Source organism: Kribbella sp. NPDC048928 (genome assembly GCF_043197975.1).
Taxonomy (GTDB): domain Bacteria; phylum Actinomycetota; class Actinomycetes; order Propionibacteriales; family Kribbellaceae; genus Kribbella.
Window position 1 is genome coordinate 578,513 of record NZ_JBICUC010000001.1, and the last position, 19,585, is coordinate 598,097.

Annotated in this window: 13 protein-coding genes; 7 read left to right on the plus strand and 6 right to left on the minus strand. The window is 66.1% G+C overall.

What is annotated here, in order from left to right:
• Positions 1–152 precede the first annotated feature (152 nt).
• A complete protein-coding gene (locus ACGFI6_RS02725; RefSeq protein ID WP_393114824.1) occupies positions 153–419 on the plus strand; it encodes a hypothetical protein in 267 nt (88 codons plus the stop codon).
• A gap of 245 nt (positions 420–664) precedes the next feature.
• Here ACGFI6_RS02725 and ACGFI6_RS02730 read toward each other — a convergent pair whose 3' ends face one another.
• Positions 665–1,405: a hypothetical protein gene (locus ACGFI6_RS02730; RefSeq protein ID WP_393114825.1), complete on the minus strand. Its 741-nt coding sequence runs from the start codon at positions 1,403–1,405 to the stop codon at positions 665–667.
• Between the two features lie 299 nt (positions 1,406–1,704).
• Here ACGFI6_RS02730 and ACGFI6_RS02735 point away from each other — a divergent pair, with 299 nt between their 5' ends.
• Positions 1,705–2,262 carry a hypothetical protein gene (locus ACGFI6_RS02735; RefSeq protein ID WP_393114826.1) on the plus strand — a complete coding sequence of 186 codons (558 nt, stop codon included), beginning with the start codon at positions 1,705–1,707 and terminating at the stop codon, positions 2,260–2,262.
• Positions 2,263–2,574: 312 nt separating this feature from the next.
• On the opposite strand, the gene ACGFI6_RS02740 is transcribed toward ACGFI6_RS02735, so the two are convergent.
• Both ACGFI6_RS02740 and mraY read right to left on the minus strand, forming a co-directional pair.
• The gene (locus ACGFI6_RS02740) at positions 2,575–4,017 is read right to left on the minus strand and encodes an META domain-containing protein (protein ID WP_393114827.1); all 1,443 of its coding nucleotides are present in this window, start codon (positions 4,015–4,017) and stop codon (positions 2,575–2,577) included.
• Positions 4,018–4,375: 358 nt separating this feature from the next.
• Positions 4,376–5,461: a phospho-N-acetylmuramoyl-pentapeptide-transferase gene (gene mraY / locus ACGFI6_RS02745; protein WP_393115743.1), complete on the minus strand. Its 1,086-nt coding sequence runs from the start codon at positions 5,459–5,461 to the stop codon at positions 4,376–4,378.
• A gap of 1,154 nt (positions 5,462–6,615) precedes the next feature.
• On the opposite strand from mraY, the gene ACGFI6_RS02750 reads away from it, so the two are divergent.
• Positions 6,616–7,971 (plus strand): hypothetical protein, encoded by a 1,356-nt coding sequence (locus ACGFI6_RS02750; RefSeq protein WP_393114828.1) that lies wholly within the window; start codon positions 6,616–6,618, stop codon positions 7,969–7,971.
• Positions 7,972–9,064: 1,093 nt separating this feature from the next.
• The gene (locus ACGFI6_RS02755) at positions 9,065–10,525 is read left to right on the plus strand and encodes a catalase (protein ID WP_393114829.1); all 1,461 of its coding nucleotides are present in this window, start codon (positions 9,065–9,067) and stop codon (positions 10,523–10,525) included.
• A 276-nt stretch (positions 10,526–10,801) separates the two neighbouring features.
• Here ACGFI6_RS02755 and ACGFI6_RS02760 read toward each other — a convergent pair whose 3' ends face one another.
• Positions 10,802–11,242, minus strand: a complete 441-nt coding sequence (locus ACGFI6_RS02760; RefSeq protein ID WP_393114830.1) for an SRPBCC family protein — start codon at positions 11,240–11,242, stop codon at positions 10,802–10,804.
• A complete protein-coding gene (locus tag ACGFI6_RS02765; RefSeq protein ID WP_393114831.1) occupies positions 11,235–12,212 on the minus strand; it encodes a TIGR03557 family F420-dependent LLM class oxidoreductase in 978 nt (325 codons plus the stop codon). Before ACGFI6_RS02765 ends, ACGFI6_RS02760 begins: the two co-directional genes overlap by 8 nt.
• A 148-nt stretch (positions 12,213–12,360) precedes the next feature.
• Between ACGFI6_RS02765 and ACGFI6_RS02770 the strand changes: the two genes are divergently transcribed.
• The 3 genes from ACGFI6_RS02770 to ACGFI6_RS02780 are packed head-to-tail and all read left to right on the plus strand — an operon-like array spanning position 12,361 to position 18,091.
• Positions 12,361–15,243, plus strand: a complete 2,883-nt coding sequence (locus tag ACGFI6_RS02770; RefSeq protein WP_393114832.1) for an FAD-binding and (Fe-S)-binding domain-containing protein — start codon at positions 12,361–12,363, stop codon at positions 15,241–15,243.
• Positions 15,240–17,027 carry a thiamine pyrophosphate-requiring protein gene (locus tag ACGFI6_RS02775; protein ID WP_393114833.1) on the plus strand — a complete coding sequence of 596 codons (1,788 nt, stop codon included), beginning with the start codon at positions 15,240–15,242 and terminating at the stop codon, positions 17,025–17,027. The genes ACGFI6_RS02770 and ACGFI6_RS02775 overlap by 4 nt, the downstream gene beginning before the upstream one ends.
• Complete coding sequence (locus tag ACGFI6_RS02780) at positions 17,024–18,091, plus strand: enolase C-terminal domain-like protein (RefSeq protein ID WP_393114834.1); 1,068 nt, start codon at positions 17,024–17,026, stop codon at positions 18,089–18,091. Before ACGFI6_RS02775 ends, ACGFI6_RS02780 begins: the two co-directional genes overlap by 4 nt.
• A gap of 6 nt (positions 18,092–18,097) precedes the next feature.
• On the opposite strand, the gene ACGFI6_RS02785 is transcribed toward ACGFI6_RS02780, so the two are convergent.
• Positions 18,098–19,399, minus strand: coding sequence for a cytochrome P450 (locus ACGFI6_RS02785; protein ID WP_393114835.1), 1,302 nt, complete (start codon positions 19,397–19,399; stop codon positions 18,098–18,100).
• Between the last annotated feature and the right edge of the window lie 186 nt (positions 19,400–19,585).

The window sequence follows — 19,585 nt, forward strand, 5'->3', positions numbered from 1 at the left end:
GCACTACGTCTCGGACCGTCACACCGCCACATCACAAAACTACGGCTGGAATATTAGGGGCGAGAAATACACGACGTTACTCACAACACGCCGCAGCGTGCGGCCCACAGTTGTTATCGTCCTGCACACATCTTTGTTGGATAGGCGGATAGATGACCGATCGCGAGATTCCCCCTGGACTGGTCGCCGAAGCGAAGAACACGCCGGGCGGCTGGGTGTACGAGATCGTTGGCAGCTACGGCCCGAACGACGACGTGCCTCCGACAGCCATCCGAGGGGCATGGAAGGTCGACGACAACGGCAACATCGAGGGCAACTTCATCCCGAACGAGAACTTCGTCGCAGCCGACGAACGCCCCCGGCCCGCCAGTATCCTCACCCGCGCCGGCCTCGCCCCTAAGCCGCGAAGAGTCCGCTAGCAGCAGCTCAGGCGGTTCACACTCGGCCGTCTGCAGACGGCTGGGGTCGTACGATCGAACGGTACAACAAGCTCAGTCAGCGGTGCTGCACGACGGCGTGACGCACGCGCTCACTGACCTGAACGACGTCGGCATGGCCTCGTCGCAGGCTGATCATCGAACCCTGATGGACACAACCAGCAGCGAACGCGAGGGGTCGCCCATCATCGCGGCGGTGATCACGGCTCAGCTACTCGATCGCGTCGTCAGGCCGGGCTCACTGTCGGCTCGAGGCGGACGAGGCCCTCGGGCAGCGCGTCACCCCATTCAGCCATCTCAGCGGTAACCCGGAACATCATCGCCGCGACGAACGGTTGAGCCTGCTCATCCGAGCCGGTGCCGAACGATTCCAGGCCCCAGTCTCGCCAGTTGGCGTGCAGAACGTCGTACACCTCGTCGATCTGAGCACGGGTGAACCGGCTGGGCACCACACATAACTGTCGTGGAAGTTTCGGCGACAACTGCCGGATCACCGCGTCCACATCGGTGGCAGCGACGACCAACACCTCCTGCTCCGGGGAGGGACGGAAAATCGCCAGGTGGACGATCGGTCCGAACGACTCGCGGTCGCGGAGGTCAATATCCAGCTCGACCACGCCGTGCCGCCAGCCACCAGGCGGCGGCGGGCACGGCGGATCCCTCCGTGCCGCACCCGCCGCTCGAGCAGGCATCTCCGCCGACAACCCTTCGACCTCGATGCTCTCGTCCCCCCACACCCCAACCACCGAGACGTAGCCCAGCCCCCGGTTCGCTGCAACGCCGGCAGCGACTGCCTCACCATCTGCCCCGATCAACCGAACCGACCGATCCGACTTCCAACCCGGCGCTCTCCACGTCAAATCATGCACGCGGGCCAAGTCCAACCAATCACCGTCAGCCCCCGCCACGAACCGCCCCCAAGTCCGAACCCTGTCTCCCACCCCGAACACCAAATCTCTCGCCGCCATGCCTATATGCTGCTGCGCCTGAACGCTTTCAGCATGCCTCCACAGCCCGTTGTCCCACGGGACCAAGCCTCCAAGCGCTACCAGTTCGGCGTAAGTCCCCGCCGACCGGGACAGTTCCTCGGCGGGCCTGGGCGAGCGCTACACCAACACGACCTCGACAACGGCACCGGCACCGCCACCGGCACGACGTACAAACGCGACAGCCCGGACTTGCTTCGATCATCGCGGGGCTTGTCGCGTTGCTGCTAACCGTTGGGCTTGTTGCGGTTCAATTGCGGGCATTTCTTTCCTGGCGGGCAATGCGGGGCATCGTCGACGTACCGGGCAGGGTCGGCTTGCTCGTCATCGTGGCGACTGGCGTTGCCTTCCCGCTCTGGGTGGCGATGGATCCTTCCGCTCGTTGGAGCCGGTGGGCGTTCGCGGCGTTCGGATGGGCGCTCCTGCTCGCTGCGGCCATGGTCTGGATCGGGATGGAGCGCGCAGCTCCCGAGTGGCTCGTCGATCGGGCGATTCGACGAGGCGTGCCAGTGGCGAGCTTCACACCTAACGGCAAGGAGCGCCGCATGACGGACCGAACCGACGTCGTCGTCGAGCTCGCCGGACACTCCGTCCTTGGCGCCATCGAACGCCGACGGGCGACCCTCGCCGCTGCCTACCTACTGTCAGGGCAACCCCACACCACAGGGCGGCGGGCGAGGACCGACGAGGCCACCGGGCGGATCGCTCGTGGTTCGATCGACGGCAGCACGGAACTGTCAGTGACCGAAGACACTGTCGTCGTCTTCACAGCGCTCGGCGCGGCGCTCGCACGCAGGTCGTTTGCCTCTACGCGATCCGTGATGCACTCACCGGGATAGCCAAGCGGGCCAGAGCCGACGGTCATCACGCGATCGGCAAGGAGGCACTCGACGGTTTGGCGGAAGTAGCAATCGCACGGCTAACCTTGCTGGTACCGCCGGTGTCGTGCGGTCCAGCAATCCAGCCACTCAGTTCAGAGCGCACACGAAGAGCAGGCCCAACGCCATCGACGTGCGGCCAAGATCATCAGAGCGATCACGCAGGCGACCGCTGAAGAGCGGCTGGAGCGACGCCAGGTCGAGGACATCGTGTCAGCCGCGGTTGCTGCAGGAGGAGAAGGCGAGGCGACGTCGACCAGTGAGCACCAGTCCTTACCGATCGTTCCCCGCTCTCAGGTCGAGGCCGATGCCGGATGGAGCCAGAAGCGTCAGGCGGTTGTGGTCGATGGTGTAGGCGACCACGGGTCCGAGGGTGTCGATGATTGCGGTCTGCATGGCAGCGGTCTCGGCTGTGACGGCGCGCCCGGTGACGACGATGTCGCTGACGCTGAGTTCTGTGTTGTTGCGGGTTACGGTGCCGGTGAGGTCGGTGCCGCCGGTCCAGCCGCTGAGGTGCCCGTCGTCGAACCGGATCCAGGCATCCTCGGTCCGGCCGTAGCCTTGGCGCGTGTCGCCGTTGGTGATGGTGGTGACGATCGTCCATTTGATGCCGTCGAGCGGGAAGTCCGGTTGGGCGATCTTGCGGTCCAGCAGTGTGATCGTCGTACCGCCTGAGGTGAGGGTGAGCTCGTCGCCGTTCAGGCGCCAGGAGGGTGTGCTGGTCAGGAACGTCTTCAACCATTCCTCCTGGTCCCGAAGCGGCGGCTCGCAGCCGACCTGGGTACCGCCGAGTCCAGGGATCGTCAGACGCCCGCCGGTCAGCAATTCGCCGGCCCCGACGGCTGTGCCGAGGGCATTGCAGCCGACACCGGCTCTCAGGATGTCCCACACTCGCGGGTCGCCTTCGTTCTTGTTGGGCTGTCGCGCGAACCCGAGCCGGACGCGCGTGTTCGGCACCAGTTGTTTGGGCAGTCCGTCCTCGTCCACCGCGGTCGACAGATAGGTCCTGCCCAACGGCGAACCGGCCGAGCCGTCCAGGCCGGCGACCGCGGATTTGAACTCGAACAGACGGTTCAGGAGAACGTCGGATCCACCCGCTGCTAGGTCCTGGACGCCCGATCGATGCAGGGTCGGTCGGCCGTCGCGAGCGACCCGGATGATTGTGCTCGGGCCGTACGCGGTGGCCGGCTCACGTTGGTCGTCGGCGTCGATGATCATGATGCTGCGGCCGGGGAACTGCGCACGAGCCGAGGCGGCCGAGGCGGCCGGGGCCTCGCCGGTTCGATTGGCGCTGCTTCCGTACAGGAACGGGTGGCTCTGCCACAGGAACCAAGTCGGTCCCCAGGAGCCGTCGAAGAACAGCACCCAACCATCCTGGATCGCGGGCGCCAGCCACTCGGGCATCGCCGGATCCGACCGGATCGGCGCCAGCACGGTGATCCGCTCAGCAAGAGCAAAGTCGACCATCGCGAGGGCCTCGCGGCGCAGATCGAGGCACCGGAACAGCTGATCGTGCGCGGCCTCGGTGTGGACCGAAATCCCAACCGGCTGCTCGACCGGCCGCCCTTTCAGCAGATTCACCGCGCGCGCATCCCGAGCTATCACGCCGTACGTCATCGGACCGGGATTCGTCACGACGACAGCCAGTCCCTCCCGCAGCGCCTCGACCGCGTACATCAGCGCGGCATCGAACTCAGGCAGGTCCATCACCGACATCCCCCCATTATCAGCCCGCCAACGGCCGTATGTCCTCGCCAGGCAGCCTCGCCCCAACACGTCCGCACACCCCAAGTACCTGTCGTGTCACGTCCATTCGGCCACACGAACAGCCCACGCCACCAGCCGACCTCCGCTTGCAGACGAGTACGGACATCCGTGCACAGGACTTCGCACATCGACCTGTAGCGCAGGTGACGGTGATAGTCCGCGGGAGTGTCTCCGGGGCGGGGCTGCCGACTGAAGAAGTGACGCGCGCTAGCGCTTCGGTGGCCGGCTCCGCTGTTCGTGGCGTTTGCCGCACTTCAGATCGCGACGACAGTGGTGTTGATCCTGCGCGACAGCCGGTCGGGATTGTTCAGGTCAGCCAGGAGGCGTAGAAGATTCCTAGGCCGGCTGCTACGCAGATACCGGCGACGATCCAGAAGCGGATGACGACGGTGACCTCGTCCCATCCAGCGTGTTCGAAGTGGTGATGGATGGGGGTGATGCGGAACAGACGGCGGCCCGTGCCGGTGAGACGTCTGGTCAGTTTGAAGCCGGTCATCTGGACCAGCACAGACAGCGTCTCGAGGACGAACAGGCCAGCGATGATGGCCATCAGCAGTTCGGTTCGGGACATGATCGCCACGCCGGCCAAGGCGCCGCCGATCGCGAGAGAGCCGACATCGCCCATGATGATCCGTGCGGGTTTGGCGTTCCACCAGAGGAAGCCGACGCAGGCCGCGGCGATGGCGGCGGAGAAGACCGCGAGGTCGAGAGGGTCGCGCACCTGGTAGCACTGCGCCTCCACCACGTTCGCGCGCGCGGAGTTGCACAGCTGGTTGTTCTGCCAGATGTTCACGATGGTGTACGCGCCGAAGATCAGCGCCGAGGACCCGGCGAGCAGACCGTCGGCCCCGTCGGTGAGGTTGGCGCCGTTGGACGTCGCGGCGACGATGAACCAGATCAGCAGCAGTACGACAACCACCGGCAGCTTGATCCCCCAATCGTGAGTGGTGGAGAGGTACTGCGATGCCGGCCGGACGCCGCGCTCATCGGCGAACACCTGTGTGGCCAGGATCCCGAAAGCGAGCGCTATCAGCGTCTGACCCGCCATCTTGGCCCGGCCGCTCAGACCCCGGTTGTCCTGGGTGTAGACCTTGATGAAGTCGTCGACGAACCCGATCACCCCGCAACCGAGGAACAGCAGCATCAAGAGCCAGGCGCTGGCACTCGGCCACCCCCGCGTCAAGAACGTCGCCACCAAGTACGCCGCGGTGGCACTCAGCAGGATCACGAGACCGCCCATGGTCGGCGTACCCCGTTTGACCTGATGTGTCGTCGGGCCATCGCGCCGGATCGGCTGGCCGAAGCCGTGCCGGGAGAACCATCTGACCGCGAACCGGGTCCCCAGCAGCGAGCAAACCACCGCCAGCGTGCCGCTCAGGAGTATCGCCCGCACAGCTACAGCCCCTCTCGGCCAGTCGAATGGTCGATCCCTTCGAGGCAAGAGGGAGTCGGTAGGTCGGTCAAACATAGCCAACGGACAGCTCCCGATCCGGCCCGCGAAGGGGCGCGTCGCTAGGTGAGAGTCCAGCCTCCGGCTGGTTGAAACCCGGAACCCGGCCGAAGTGTCGTATCGCATCGATGGTCGAAAGTCGCCACTGGCCTGCTGACTCTCTGGCCGGGGCGCCTCAGCACTCAGCACGCCGTGCCGGAGCGCATTCCAGACCGTCGTGCTGAGAACGCCGCCAGCCTCGGCGAATACTCTCCACGCCCTCAGACTTCGGCGCTCGTCCAGGTCGAGCGCCGTATCGTTCACCAGAGCGAAGCTGCGCGCGAACCAGTCCGCCAGCTCGTTCGCCACCGGGGCCGGGCCCGTTGACCGCTCGAACAGCCTCTTGAGTGGTTCCCGTTTCACAGTCCATTCGAGCCAGTACTTGTCGGTCGCGAACTCGCAGAAGAACCGGATCCGGTCTTCGCGCTGCAGCGAGTCCTCCAGGTACGACTCCTCGTCGGGTGCAGGTTCGGACGCGGTCGATAGCAGTTCACGGAGGCGCTGGCGGTGGTCCAGCAGACCCATCTCGCCATGCTTGGCGCACTCGTCCAAGCAACCCGTCAGCAGATCGTGGCGCTCAGCCGGATACGCCAGAGGAGTCACCTGCAACCGGCGCCAGATCGCGTTGTCCGGATCGTCGGTCAGGACGTACCGCTTCGAATCGGGGCCTAGCCCAAGGCCCAGATACTTCATCACGACGTCGGGGTGGCTGGAGCCGACGAACAGCACCACGTACTTGCGGAACATCCGTTCCAGGAAACGCGCAGCCCACGCGCTGTGGAAGTAGGCCTAGCCCTGGACAACGCCTTCGGCGACCTCGACCTTCTCTGGTGTCATCCAAGAGTCGGCCCGACCACGGAAGACACACCTGAGTTGATGCTGTCCGCATATCAATGCAACGTCGCTTCGCTGACGGTCAGAGATGGTCACATCGCCACAGTCTGTGCCACACTCGCGCAGCGACACCGTAGGCAAGGGGGGATCTTGGCTTGGAGTGATCTGGCCTCGACGGGCAGGACTGTCTTCGTTGCAGATGCGCGCGGTCGGGGGTGGCGGTAATGGCGTTCTGGGCGCAACTGTTACCAGGGTTGCGTGACGCCCGAGTGCCGCTCAGCGTAGGCGCGCTCTGGCTGGCAACTGGCTACCTCCTCTGGGATCGCCTTCCTGCCCCTTTGCGAGAAGGTCACCTCGTACACAGCCTCGAGAATCTCGCCGCGACCGCGCCAACGGCCGCGGTCGGCTCTGCCGCAACCTTCTCGATCTACCTGGTAGGCATCATCTTGAACCAGGTCGGCTCGATCGTCGTCAACAAGATCCTCATGCCGCTCCTCAAAGGAGCTGCAGGACTCGCCATCGCTGTCCTCGTCGTCACCATGGCCTTCCAATCGTGGGTGTCGATCGCCCTCATTGTCGGACTTTTCCTCCTGATCTCTTACACAGCCTGGCGCGCCGACCGCGACATCCCCTTCGCCGAGCACCTCGAGAACCTCTACAACATGCTCGCGCTCAGGACCGTCCTCCTCGTCACCGACGGCTGGACCGCGGTCGCGAACGCGTGGGACCCGGCTCGCGGAAACGTCGACTACATCCTCAAGAAGGAAATCGGCCGGATGATCACCGAGTCCCCCTCGCTCGTGCCGGATCTGATCGAGCGCATTCCTGCTCGCCGGCTGGCCGGCCTCGCTCCTGTCCTCAACCTGAAGGCGCGCGACATCAGGAAGGCCGGGCCGGATCTGGCGCCCAGCCTGCGGAGGCGAAGCCTGGCCAAACAACTTCAACTCGCACGCTCGAACGCCGAGATGGCGGCTGCCGCGCGTAGAGCAGTCGCGACCGCTGTCACCGACAACGAGACCAAGCTGGACAAGCTGCTCAACGCCTGCCTTGACAAGAGGAAGCTGCGCAGAGATATCCGTGGCAGAGTCGACCGCGCGAACGTCCAACTAAAGGCAAACCACGAAGGCGTCTACGGCGAATACGACCGGCTGCGTGCCGAGAGCGAACTCCGGCTGGCATTGGTCGCACCGCTCTTCGCGCTCCTCGTCGCGGCCGGGCTCAGCATCCTCCGTGATCTGGGGGCCGCCAAGGACGACGCCCCCACCGCTGTGATACTCGCCGGCATCGTCGCACTCCTGATGATGTCGTCCGGACGCCAGAAGGAGGCCGAAGCCGCCGAACTGCTCTATTCGGCCGTCCGCCAAGAACTGGTCGAGAACCACGACCGTGTCGAGTACGGCGCGGACTTCTTCCCGCTCCGAACATTCCCGGATGCGGAGCTCCTGCCCCGCGCGGCGGCCATCAAGTCGCGCCTACGCCGACGGTGGGCCCGACGGACGACACCCGACAACCAGGCAACCTCGGAGCAGGACCAAGCATCTGCTGAGCCCGACACTTCCCAGCCCGACCTGGCCCCGTAGCCGAACGACACCCAAACCAACGGGGAGGCCAAACCAGCTCCGATCGAGTTCTGCCTCACGATGAGAGTCTCGCCAAATCTCTCACGCGACGTTGCAACAGAGCCTGGCTGACCCTGCCGTAGACAGCAGCCCCACAACATCGGGCCCAGCGAGCCTCATTCGTCGACGCCGCCTGATCTCGTCTCCTGTGACCGAGAGCCCGTCGGAAGACTCACCCCAGCCGTACAGCGTCACTGGGTAAGCCGTCGACCGAGGTGCTAGCGAACCAGGAAGTTCAGTTTGCCCGTCGGTTCCCCTGCGCCCGCCTCAGGTGCAACTTGCAGTGCTCGTCGGTGCGACCGCAAGCTCGTTGGTCTTGGTATTAGCCCGAGCTACAACGGTGCAGTCGTCCGACTCGAGCTCACCGAAGTTCGTGACGTCTTGTACCAGTACTGCAGGAAGAGCTTTCCGCTGTCTGGCGCCTGGTACTCACCCGGGCCGATCTTGTGGGAGTTTGGTCGTCGATCTCGATGACGCCTTCACCGGCAGTCGTTACCAGTTGCATGCTGCGGCACTCAACGCACCTCTTTACGCACCTCAATCAGCGCGAGAGGATGGTCAGCGATGAGAACCGATACGAACGCGACCAGCCGCGAACCCCTTACCAATAAGGGCTTTCGCGCACCATCGACAAACGGTGATCAGTCTCAGCTGGAATTCAGCGGGTTCGGGGTTCGAGTCCCTGGCGGTGAGATGGGTGCGAACGAGAGATCCCGCGTCACATCACATCGCTTCGCGTCGTTGCCGAGATCTATTGAAGAAGCTTCAGTCTCCATCACCCAAGACGTCTACCTAGGCCGCCGAGCCGCCAACCCAGCCGCCGCCGAAGCACTGGACCACGCCTTCGAGGACCCAGACCACGTCTGACGGCAAAACGGTGTCTGCGCCACCTCTACAAGATGTCGAGGATCTTGACGGAGCAGAGACCAGGCTGTGAAAGCCACGCAACTCCGGTCCTGCCTCGAGGCAGGCTTGCTGTCCTCGTCTGCGGGTACCGGTTTTGGACCTGCCGTGCCTCGGCGCGGTGTCCGCTGCCAGGAAGGAAGGCTGCCCGATGACCGAACGTTCTTCGCAATTCACCACCACGGACGCCGGGATCCCGGTCGAGAGTGATGAGCACTCGCTGACCGTCGGCCCGGACGGTCCGATCCTGCTCCAGGACGCGTACCTCATCGAGCAGATGGCCCAGTTCAACCGCGAACGGATCCCGGAACGGCAGCCGCACGCGAAGGGCAGCGGAGCGTTCGGCCATTTCGAGGTGACCGCCGATGTCAGCCCGTACACCAGAGCGGCCCTGTTCCAGCCCAGGGTCAGTACGGACCTGGTGATCAGGTTCTCCACCGTTGCCGGCGAACGGGGCAGCCCCGACACCTGGCGTGACCCGCGCGGCTTCGCGGTGAAGTTCTACACCAGCGAGGGCAACTACGACATGGTCGGCAACAACACGCCGGTGTTCTTCATGAAGGATCCGATGAAGTTCCAGCACTTCATCCGCTCCCAGAAGCGCCGTGCCGACAACAACTTGCGCGACCACGACATGCAATGGGACTTCTGGACCCTCTCCCCCGAGTCCGCGCACCAGGTGACCTGGCTGATGGGTGACCGCGGCATCCCCCGCACCTGGCGCCACATGAACGGCTACAGCTCCCACACCTACCAATGGATCAACGCCGAAGGTGCCCGGTTCTGGGTGAAGTACCACTTCAAGACCGACCAAGGCGTCGAGCACTTCACCCAGCACGAGGCCGATCAGATGGCCGCGGTCGACACCGATTACCACATGCGGGACCTGTTCGAGCACATCCGCGACGGTCAGTATCCGAGCTGGACGCTGTACGTGCAGGTGATGCCGTACGACGACGCGCCGTCGTACCGCTTCAACCCCTTCGACCTGACCAAGGTCTGGCCGCACAGCGACTACCCACTGATCGAGGTCGGCCGGCTGACGCTCGACCGCAACCCGACCGACAACCACGCCGAGATCGAACAGGCCGCGTTCCAGCCCAACAACCTCGTGCCCGGCATCGGGCCGAGCCCCGACCGGATGCTCCTCGCCCGGCTGTTCTCGTACGCCGACGCGCACCGCGCCAGGGTCGGTACGAACTACCAGCAGCTGCCCGTCAACGCGCCCGTCGTTCCCGTGCACTCGTACTCCAAGGACGGCGCGATGGCCTACCGCAAGACCACCGATCCGGTGTACGCACCGAACTCCAAGGGCGGCCCCGCAGCGGACGTCGATCACCACGGCGAACCGCCGAGCTGGCACGCGGACGGTGAGATCACGCGCACGGCGTACGTCGCGCACGCCGAGGACGACGACTGGGGACAGGCCGGCACGATGGTCAGAGAGGTCCTGGACGACGCCGCGCGCGACCGACTGGTCGACAACATCGTCGGCCACCTGCTCAACGGCGTCAGCGAGCCGGTCCTGACCCGCGCCTTCGCCTACTGGCGAAACGTCGACTGCGATCTGGGTACCCGAGTCGAGGAAGGCGTCCGCGCCGGAGCGTCGTGAACCCTAGAACCGCCGGGTGGATAGTTTTGGCGGGAGCACCGCTATGACATGAAGATCGGCGTACTTGATATTGGATCGACGACGGCGCAGTTGCAGGTCGCGGAGGCTGTGCCCGGTGGCTGCGCGAAGGCATCTTGCTCTACCACCTCGAGACCGTCGCGGACCAGGAACACCCAATGACCGTTGAGTCCCTTCAGCCGCTCACCGCGCCCGCACCAGCGGCCGTCTCAAGCGTCGACCGATGATCCAGCGCGCAACGGGAGATGTCGGATGCTGTCAGGATTCGGTGGGTGGGTGTTGTTCGGCGGCGGTCTTGATCGCTGACAGGGTGTTGTCTAGTTCGGCGTCGATCGGGCCTTCGGTAGTGGTGTGGACCCGGACGGTCAGTTTGGAGGTCCCGTCGGCGACGAAGTCGACTGCCAATTCGCCGTTGTACTCGTGCGGTCCGTCCATGCCCCAGCGCAGGATGCGGTCCTCGTCGAGTACGTCGATCCAGCCGCCGCGATGCCCGCCGCCGACCGTCACGTCGATGTCCTCGCGGACGGCCTGGTGCGGTCGCCGTGCCTCGGGCCCCTGCGCCGTGATCGGGGTCTCCACGGTGCGGTGCAGCGAGGTCAGCCAGGGCAGGTAGTCCGGCAGGCGATCGAGGTCGGAGAGCCGGTCGAACAGGATGTTCGGCGCGACATCGACTGTCGTCCATGCTTCGTGGTTACCCATGGGACTGCTCCTTCCGAAGACGTAACTCGGGCAGGACCTCGGTACGGTAGAGATTCATCATGTCGACGCTGTGCGGGCCCATGTTCGCGACGTACACCTCGTCGAACCCGGCCTCGACATACGGCGTGAACGCGTCGAGGTGAACGTCGGCTTTCGGACCGCAGGCGACGGACTGCGCGGTCGCCTCCTTCGTGACCAGCTGCGATGCCTGCTCGAAGTGGCGTGGCGACGGGAGCACCTGCGCGAGCTCGCCGGGAAGCCCCGAGTTGCCCCAGATCCGGTGCGCCTGCTCGACGCCCTCGTCCGCGGTCGGCGCGTAGCTGACCTTGAAACCGGCTTGGGCCGGCTTGTCTCCGCCGCCGTGGTCGCGGAAACGCTGCAACAGATCGCGATCCGGCGACGTCGTCAGATACCCGTCGGCGATTCGGGCGGCCACGTCTGTTGCCTCGGGCCCGAATCCGGACAGGTAGATCGGCAGCGGCTCATCGGGCCGCGTGTAGATCCGCGCGGTGTCGACGGTGTAGTGCTTGCCGTGATGATTGACGAACCCGTCCTCGGTCCACAGCCGCCGCATGATCTCGACGGCTTCCTCCAGCATCTCGAGCCGTACGTCGACGCTCGGCCAGACCGAGCCGACGACGTGCTCGTTCAACGCCTCGCCCGTCCCGACGCCGAGGCGGAACCGCCCGTTCAGCAGGACGGCGCTGGTGGCGGCCGCCTGCGCAATCACGGCCGGGTGGATCCGCACCGTAGGACAGGTGACTGCAGTTGTCACCGGGAGTTCGCAGACCTGGGAGATCGCGCCGATCGTCGACCAGACGAACGCGCTCTGCCCCTGCTCGTCGTTCCACGGGTGGTAGTGGTCGCTGATCCACAGGCCATCGAATCCGGCGTCTTCGGCCATCCTGGCTTGTTCGATCAGTTCGGCGGGAGTGTATTCCTCGCTGGACAGGAAGTATCCGATCTTCACCTGCTGACCTCCGATCAGTGGCTCCGATTCCGGTGCCCACTGTCGATGCTTGCATTCGTGCCGATCATGGGTCGTTCGGACGTTCGAACCCCGTTTGCGGCCGGCTACCCCGGGTACCGACCCCTGATCGAGGGTCGGGAGGTCGTCCGTGGCTGTGCAAGTCGAGTTTGGCGAAGTTCAGGCGCCGGAGGGACTCGCGGCTGCCTTGGAGGCTGCGGTCGACGGCGAAGTACGGTTCGACGCCGGTTCGCTGGCGACCTACTCGTGCGACTCGTCGAACTATCGCCAGGTACCGCTCGGGGTCGTGGTGCCACGCACCGTCGACGCAGCTGCGGTGGCGGTCGCGGTCTGCAGCCGCGCCGATGTTCCGGTGCTGTCGCGTGGAGGTGGGACGAGTCTTGCCGGGCAAACCACGAACGCGGCCGTCGTGATCGACTGGACCAAGTACTGCCACCACGTGGTTTCGGTCGATGCTGCCGCACGGACCTGTGTGGTCGAGCCGGGGATCGCGCTCGACGACCTGAATCGGGCGCTTGAGCCCGACGGGCTGATGTTCGGGCCGCGGCCGTCGACGCATCAGAGTTGCACGATCGGCGGGATGGTCGGGAACAACTCGTGCGGTGCGAGCGCGCAGGCGTACGGGAAGACGGTCGACAACGTCCGGCGGCTCGAGGTGCTCACGTACGACGGTACTCGGATGTGGGTCGGACCAACGGAATCTCCGATAGAGATTGCGGCCGGCAACGATCGCCGCGCGGAGATCTACCGCGACCTGCTCGCCCTGCGTGATCGGCACCTCGGCGAACTGCGCACCGGCTACCCGAACATCCCGCGCCGCGTCTCCGGGTACAACTTGGACGCGTTGCTGCCGGAAAACGGCTTCGACGTCGCACGCGCCCTGGTTGGCAGCGAAGGTACGTTGGTCACGGTTTTGCGGGCCGAGCTGGAGCTGGTGAAGGTTCCGAAGCACCAGACGATGGTCGTGCTCGGGTACCCGAGTCTGGAGGCCGCCGGTCACGCAGTACGGCGAGTGCTGCCGCACAACCCGTGGCAGCTCGAAGGGCTGGACGAGGTGCTGGTCGACCTCGAGCACGACGAACACACCGTCGACACGGCGATCGCGCGGCTGCCGGAAGGCCGTGGCTGGCTGACCGTGCAGTTCGCCGGCGACACGTTCGAGGAGGCCGACCGAGCCGCGCGCGGGCTGATGGACGACCTGCGGGACGGCGAAGCGACGATCAGCTACCTCGACGATCCGGGCCGTGAGCAACAATTGATCGAGCTCCGGGAGGCCGGTCTCGGCGCGACCGCCCACCCAGCCGCGAAGCACGAGACCTGGGAGGGCTGGGAGGACTCCGCCGTACACCCCGACGATCTCGGGGACTATCTGCACGATCTGCGGGCGCTGCTCGACCGGTTCGGTTACGACGAGACCGAGACGTCGCTGTACGGGCATTTCGGGCAGGGCTGCGTACACACCCGGATCCCGTTCGAGTTGCGCACCGCGGACGGCATTGCGCAGTACCGCGACTTCGTCGAGCAGGCGGCGCGGATGGTGAAGCGGTACAACGGTTCGCTGTCCGGTGAGCACGGCGACGGCCAGTCGCGCGGCGAGCTGCTGACCACCATGTTCGGGCCAGAGCTGATGCAGGCGTTCGGCGAGTTCAAGGCGATCTTCGATCCAGGGAACCGGATGAACCCGGGCAAGATCGTCGATCCGAATCCGCTCGACTCGCACCTGCGACTCGGGACCGACTTCGGGCATCGGGCGATCCCCAGCGAGTTCGGCTACCCGCGCGACGACGGGAAGTTCAGCAAGGCGACGATGCGTTGCGTCGGGATCGGGAAGTGCCGGCAGTCGTCGTCGGCCGAGGGTGAGGTGATGTGCCCGTCGTACGAGGTCACCCGCGAGGAGGAGCACTCGCCGCGCGGGCGGTCCCGGTTGCTGTTCGAGATGGTACGCGGCGAGGTGATCCCGGACGGTTGGCGCTCGACCGAGGTCCGTGACGCCCTGGACCTCTGCCTGTCGTGCAAGGGCTGCAAGGTGGACTGCCCCGTCGGCGTGGACGTGGCGACGTACAAGGCCGAGTTCCTGTCACATCACTACCGGCATCGGTTGCGGCCGATGGCGCATTACTCGATGGGGTGGCTGCCGCTGTCCGCCCAGGTGGCGAGCCGCGCACCGAAGCTCGTGAACGCGGCGACGCGGACGCCGATTCTCAGCAGTCTGCTCAAGCGTGCGGGCGGGATCGCCGCCGAGCGTGAGCTGCCACGCTTCGCCGAGCAGACCTTCACCGACTGGTTCGCGAAACGCCCACGGCAGCAGGGCACCCGGATCATGCTCTGGCCGGACACGTTCACGAACTTCTTCCACCCATCGGCCGGCCGATCGGCGGTGCAGGTGCTGGAGGCCGCGGGCTACGACGTCACGATCCCCGATCTCCCGGTGTGCTGCGGGCTCACCTGGATCTCGACGGGTCAGCTCGGCATCGCCAAGCGGGTACTGCGGCGTACGGTCGACGTCCTACGAGACACGATCCGCGCCGGTGTACCGGTCGTCGGGCTGGAGCCGTCGTGCAGCGCGGTGTTCCGGTCGGACGCGCCGGAACTGCTGGACGACGACGAGGACCTCCGGCGGTTGTCGAAGCAGTTCGTGACGTTCGCCGAGCTGCTGAAGGACTGGGAGCCGCCGCAACTGGACGTGCACGCGATGGTCCAGACGCATTGTCACCAGCACGCGGTGCTGACGTCCGACGCCGACCTGATGCAACGCGCCGGTGTCGACCGCGAGCAACTGGACTCCGGCTGCTGCGGCCTCGCGGGCAACTTCGGCTTCGAGCGCGGTCATTACGAGGTGTCGATGGCCGCGGCCGAGCGGGTGCTGCTGCCCAAGGCACGGTCCGCGGCCGCGGAGACCGTGATCGTTGCCGACGGCTTCAGTTGCCGTACCCAGATCGAGCAAGCCACCGACCGGCGGGCCGTTCATCTCGCCGAACTTCTGGCGACCGGCCTGCAGAGAGGAATGCGATGAGCACGACAGTTGGCGACTACGTACTCCAGCGCCTGCGCGACTGGAACATCGACCACGTCTTCGGGTATGCCGGCGACGGGATCAACGGGCTGCTCTCGGCCTGGCAGAAGGCGGAGAACAAGCCACAGTTCGTCCAGGCCCGGCACGAGGAGATGGCGGCCTTCGAGGCGGTGGGGTACTCGAAGTTCACCGGCCGGGTCGGTGTCTGTACGGCGACCAGCGGGCCGGGCGCGATCCACCTGCTGAACGGGCTGTACGACGCCAAGCTCGACCACGTGCCGGTGGTGGCGATCGTCGGTCAGACGGCGCGCTCCGCGATGGGCGGCAACTACCAGCAGGAGGTCGACCTGCATACCCTCTACAAGGACGTCGCGTCCGACTACTGCCAAACGGTGATGGTCCCCGAGCAGCTGCCGAACGTGCTGGATCGCGCGATCCGGATCGCGACATCCCGCCGTACGGTGACCGCGCTGATCATCCCGTCGGACCTGCAGGAACTCGAATACACGCCGCCGTCGCACGCGTTCAAGATGGTGCCCTCCAGTACTGACTTGAGCTGGTCAGCGCCGGTCCCGGCAGCGGACCAGCTCGATCGCGCGGCGGAGATCCTGAACGCCGGGTCGAAGGTGGCGATCCTCGTCGGTCAGGGCGCCCGTGGCGCGGTCGACGAGCTCACGGAGCTCGCCGATCTGACCGGCGCGGGCGTTGCAAAAGCCTTGCTGGGCAAGGACGTTCTGTCCGACGAGCTGCCCTGGGTGACCGGCTCGATCGGATTGCTCGGCACCCGGCCGTCGTACGAGCTGATGATGGACTGCGACACGCTGCTGGTAGTCGGATCGAACTTCCCGTACACCCAGTTCCTGCCAGAATTCGGCAAGGCGCGGGCGGTCCAGATCGATCTTGATCCGACGATGATCGGGATGCGCTACCCGTTCGAAGTGAACCTGGTCGGCGACTCGGCCCGGACGTTGCAGGCGCTGATCCCATTGGTCCATCGCAAGGAGGACCAGTCGTGGCGGTCCGGTGTGGAGAGCAACGTTCGGCGCTGGTGGGAGGTCATGGACCGGCGCGCACACACGTCGGCGGATCCGATCAACCCGGAGCTGGTGTTCCACGAGCTCTCGGACCGGCTGCCCACGGACGCGATCCTGGCCTCGGACTCCGGCTCGGCAGCGAACTGGTACGCGCGGCACATCAAGTTCCGCGGCGACATGCGCGGGTCGCTGTCCGGGACGCTCGCGACGATGGGCCCCGGTGTGCCGTACGTGATCGGCGCCAAGTTCGGGCTGCCGGACCGGCCGGCGTACGCACTGGTCGGGGACGGCGCGATGCAGATGAACGGCATCAACGAGCTGATCACGATCGCAAAGTACTGGCAGGACTGGGCGGACCCGCGGCTGGTGGTCGCCGTCCTGCACAACAACGATCTGAACCAGGTGACGTGGGAACTGCGGGCGATGGGAGGCTCGCCCCAGTTCCTGCCCTCGCAGGAGCTGCCGGAGTTCCCGTACGCCGGGTACGCGAAGCTGCTCGGCCTGCACGGAGTAACTGCGGAGAAGCCGGAGGAGGTCGGCCCGGCCTGGGACGAGGCGCTGCGCGCGGACCGGCCGTGCGTGGTCGAGTTCCGTACCGATCCCGCCGTCCCGCCGATCCCGCCGCACGCGAGCTGGGACCAGATCGAGAAGGCCCTGGAGTCGATCGTCCGCGGCGACAGCGACCGCGTGAACATGGTCAAGGAAGGCGTCAAGTCCAAGGTCCAGGAGTTCCTCCCCGGCAAGTCATGATCGACACCCTCCAGGCCTCGGCGTTCAAGATCCCCACCTCCTCGCCCGAGGCGGACGGGACGCTCGCCTGGGACAGTACGACGCTGGTCCTGGTCGAGGTCTCGTCCGGGGACGTGACCGGGACCGGCTGGACGTACGGATCGCCCGCCTGCGCCACCGTCGCCGCACACGATTTGGCTCCGGTCGTGCACGGACGGGACGCCATGGACGTCGGTGGATCCTGGAACGCGATGCGGGCCGCGCTGCGCAACATCGGCCGGCCGGGCGTAGCCGGGATGGCGATGTCGGCGGTGGACTGTGCGCTGTGGGATCTGAAGGCGCGGTTGCTCGACCTGCCGTTGCACCGGTTGCTCGGGGCGGTGCACGACAGCGTGCCCGTGTACGGGAGTGGGGGCTTCACGACGTACGACGAACGGCAACTGGCGGAGCAACTCTCGGGCTGGGTGGAGCAGGGCATACCGCGGGTCAAGATCAAGATCGGCGGCGAGCCACTGGAGCGGGATCTGCGACGCGTGGCACAGGCTCGCGACGTGATCGGCTCCGCCGAGCTGTACGTCGACGCGAACGGGGCGTACTCGGTCGGTGAGGCGTGCCGGGTCGCGGCGCGGTTGGCGGCGTACGACGTGACCTGGTTCGAGGAGCCGGTGTCGTCGGACGATCTCGCCGGGCTCCGCACGGTCCGCGAACAGACGAGCATCGACGTGACCGCGGGCGAGTACGGGTACGACCTGGTCTACTTCGAACGGATGGCCGGCGCGGTCGACTGCCTGCAGGTCGACGTCACGCGCTGCGGCGGCATCACCGAACTGCTGCGGATCGCGGCTGTCGCGGAGGCGCATGGCCTGCAGGTCTCGGGGCATTGCGCGCCTGCGCTGCATGTGGCCGCGCTGGCCGCCGTACCGAATCTCCGTCACCTCGAATGGTTCCACGACCACACCCGCATCGAATCGATGCTCTTCGACGGCCTGCCGGACCCGGCCGGCGGCCGCCTGACTCCCTCCGATGCCCCCGGCCATGGCATGACTTGGCTTCCGTTTGCTGCGGCGAAGTACTGCCTGGCTTGAGGCGGGTCAGCTGCGGGGCCAGAAGCCGATGCGGATGTCTGCGTGGTTGAGGGTGGTGGGCATCGGGCCCGTCAGTTTGGCGCGGGTGGTGGGGTCGACGTCGATGTCGTACTTCGTCGCAACGTGACTGACGGCTGTGCTGGTGGTGAGCAGGACGACGTTCCGCCCGGGGCACACGGCTGCGCCGTCGCTGAACGGAATGATCGGCCACGGCCCGTCAGTGCGACCGTCCAGCCAGGCGCCCGGTTCGAAACGATGGGCGAAGTCGAGTTCCTCGTCGTCGCGATGGAAGACCGAGCTGATGATCGCGAACTCGGTGCCGGCCGGCGCGACCTGGTCCCGCCAGAGTGTCGGCTCGTGCGCCTGTCGCAGTACGACGAGCGTCGTCGGCCATAAGCGCAACGACTCCTGCACCGCGGCACCGGCGTGCGCAAGGAGCGGTGAGGCTTCCGGGTGCAGTGCCTCGGCGACGATCGGCTCGAGCTGTTCCGGGTGCGTTCCGAGGACCGCGAAGAGCCGCCACAGCGCGATGCCGGCAGCGTCGAACGCGAACAGCCAATGCGGCACCTGACCGGCCGGATCCAATGCTTCGGGCCCGCGGTCCAGCATCGCGACGAGACTCCCCGGTTCGGCCTTCTCGACGTACTGCGTGATCGCGGCCAGGAACCGGCTGCGCAGCTCGTCGCGGTTCGGGCCGAACTGGGCCCAGTTCGCGTCCGCGCGGAGCCGATCGAGCCGGGCGGTCAGCTCGACGTCGTCACGGGCCGAGTCGCCGAGCACGACACGTCGCACGACCCGTGACCAGTGGGCGCGGAAGTCGTCCCAGCCGAGCGTCGCGTGCAGGCCGTCGAACTCCTCGCGGACCACCTCGACGAACCGGTGACCGTGATGATGCACGGGCTGGTGACTGTCGAGTGCATGCTCGTTCAGTTCGCGGCGCGCAGGGCGCAGTGCCGAGGTGGTGATGAGGACCGCGTGCGGCTGGAAGTGGGTCAGGGCGCCGATCTTCTCACCGGCCGCGGCCGAGAACGGCTCCGGCGTCTCGGCGAGCAACCGGTGTACATCGTCACCGGCTAGGACGATCGCGATCGTACGGCCGGGCAGCCGGATCAGGACCGGCCCGTCGCCGTACTTGCGCCGCAGCCGACGAAAACAACGCAACGCCCGGTCGTCGGCGTGCAACCTCTCCGCCAGCGTGCCGATCCGAGGTCTGCGAAGGATCGGACCCTGGGCGACGACAGGACCCAGAATGTCCCGCACGATCCTTCCGGTGTCCAGCACGGAAGCAAAAGGCAGCAGATTCGGCATGAATCACAAGTGTCCGCAGCGTCCGTTCCGAAACCACCGGGTTTGCCGGAAAACCGGCCGGGCGCTGGAAATGCCGGAACGGGGACATGACCTGCTGGGACCGGGCCACATTTCGGGGTCCATCAATCCGTCCGGTGATCTCCGGAATCGCTTCGCTGTTCCGCGGCGCGAAGCTGTGGGGCATCG

Coding starts and splice junctions, on each gene's coding strand:
- ACGFI6_RS02780 (WP_393114834.1), top strand. CDS start 17,024: ATGATCGACACCCTCCAGGCCTCGGCGTTCAAGATCCCCACCTCCTCG.
- ACGFI6_RS02750 (WP_393114828.1), top strand. CDS start 6,616: ATGGCGTTCTGGGCGCAACTGTTACCAGGGTTGCGTGACGCCCGAGTG.
- ACGFI6_RS02740 (WP_393114827.1), bottom strand. CDS start 4,017: ATGTCGGTGATGGACCTGCCTGAGTTCGATGCCGCGCTGATGTACGCG.
- ACGFI6_RS02725 (WP_393114824.1), top strand. CDS start 153: ATGACCGATCGCGAGATTCCCCCTGGACTGGTCGCCGAAGCGAAGAAC.
- ACGFI6_RS02785 (WP_393114835.1), bottom strand. CDS start 19,399: ATGCCGAATCTGCTGCCTTTTGCTTCCGTGCTGGACACCGGAAGGATC.
- ACGFI6_RS02755 (WP_393114829.1), top strand. CDS start 9,065: ATGACCGAACGTTCTTCGCAATTCACCACCACGGACGCCGGGATCCCG.
- ACGFI6_RS02760 (WP_393114830.1), bottom strand. CDS start 11,242: ATGGGTAACCACGAAGCATGGACGACAGTCGATGTCGCGCCGAACATC.
- ACGFI6_RS02735 (WP_393114826.1), top strand. CDS start 1,705: ATGCGGGGCATCGTCGACGTACCGGGCAGGGTCGGCTTGCTCGTCATC.
- ACGFI6_RS02775 (WP_393114833.1), top strand. CDS start 15,240: ATGAGCACGACAGTTGGCGACTACGTACTCCAGCGCCTGCGCGACTGG.
- ACGFI6_RS02730 (WP_393114825.1), bottom strand. CDS start 1,405: ATGGCGGCGAGAGATTTGGTGTTCGGGGTGGGAGACAGGGTTCGGACT.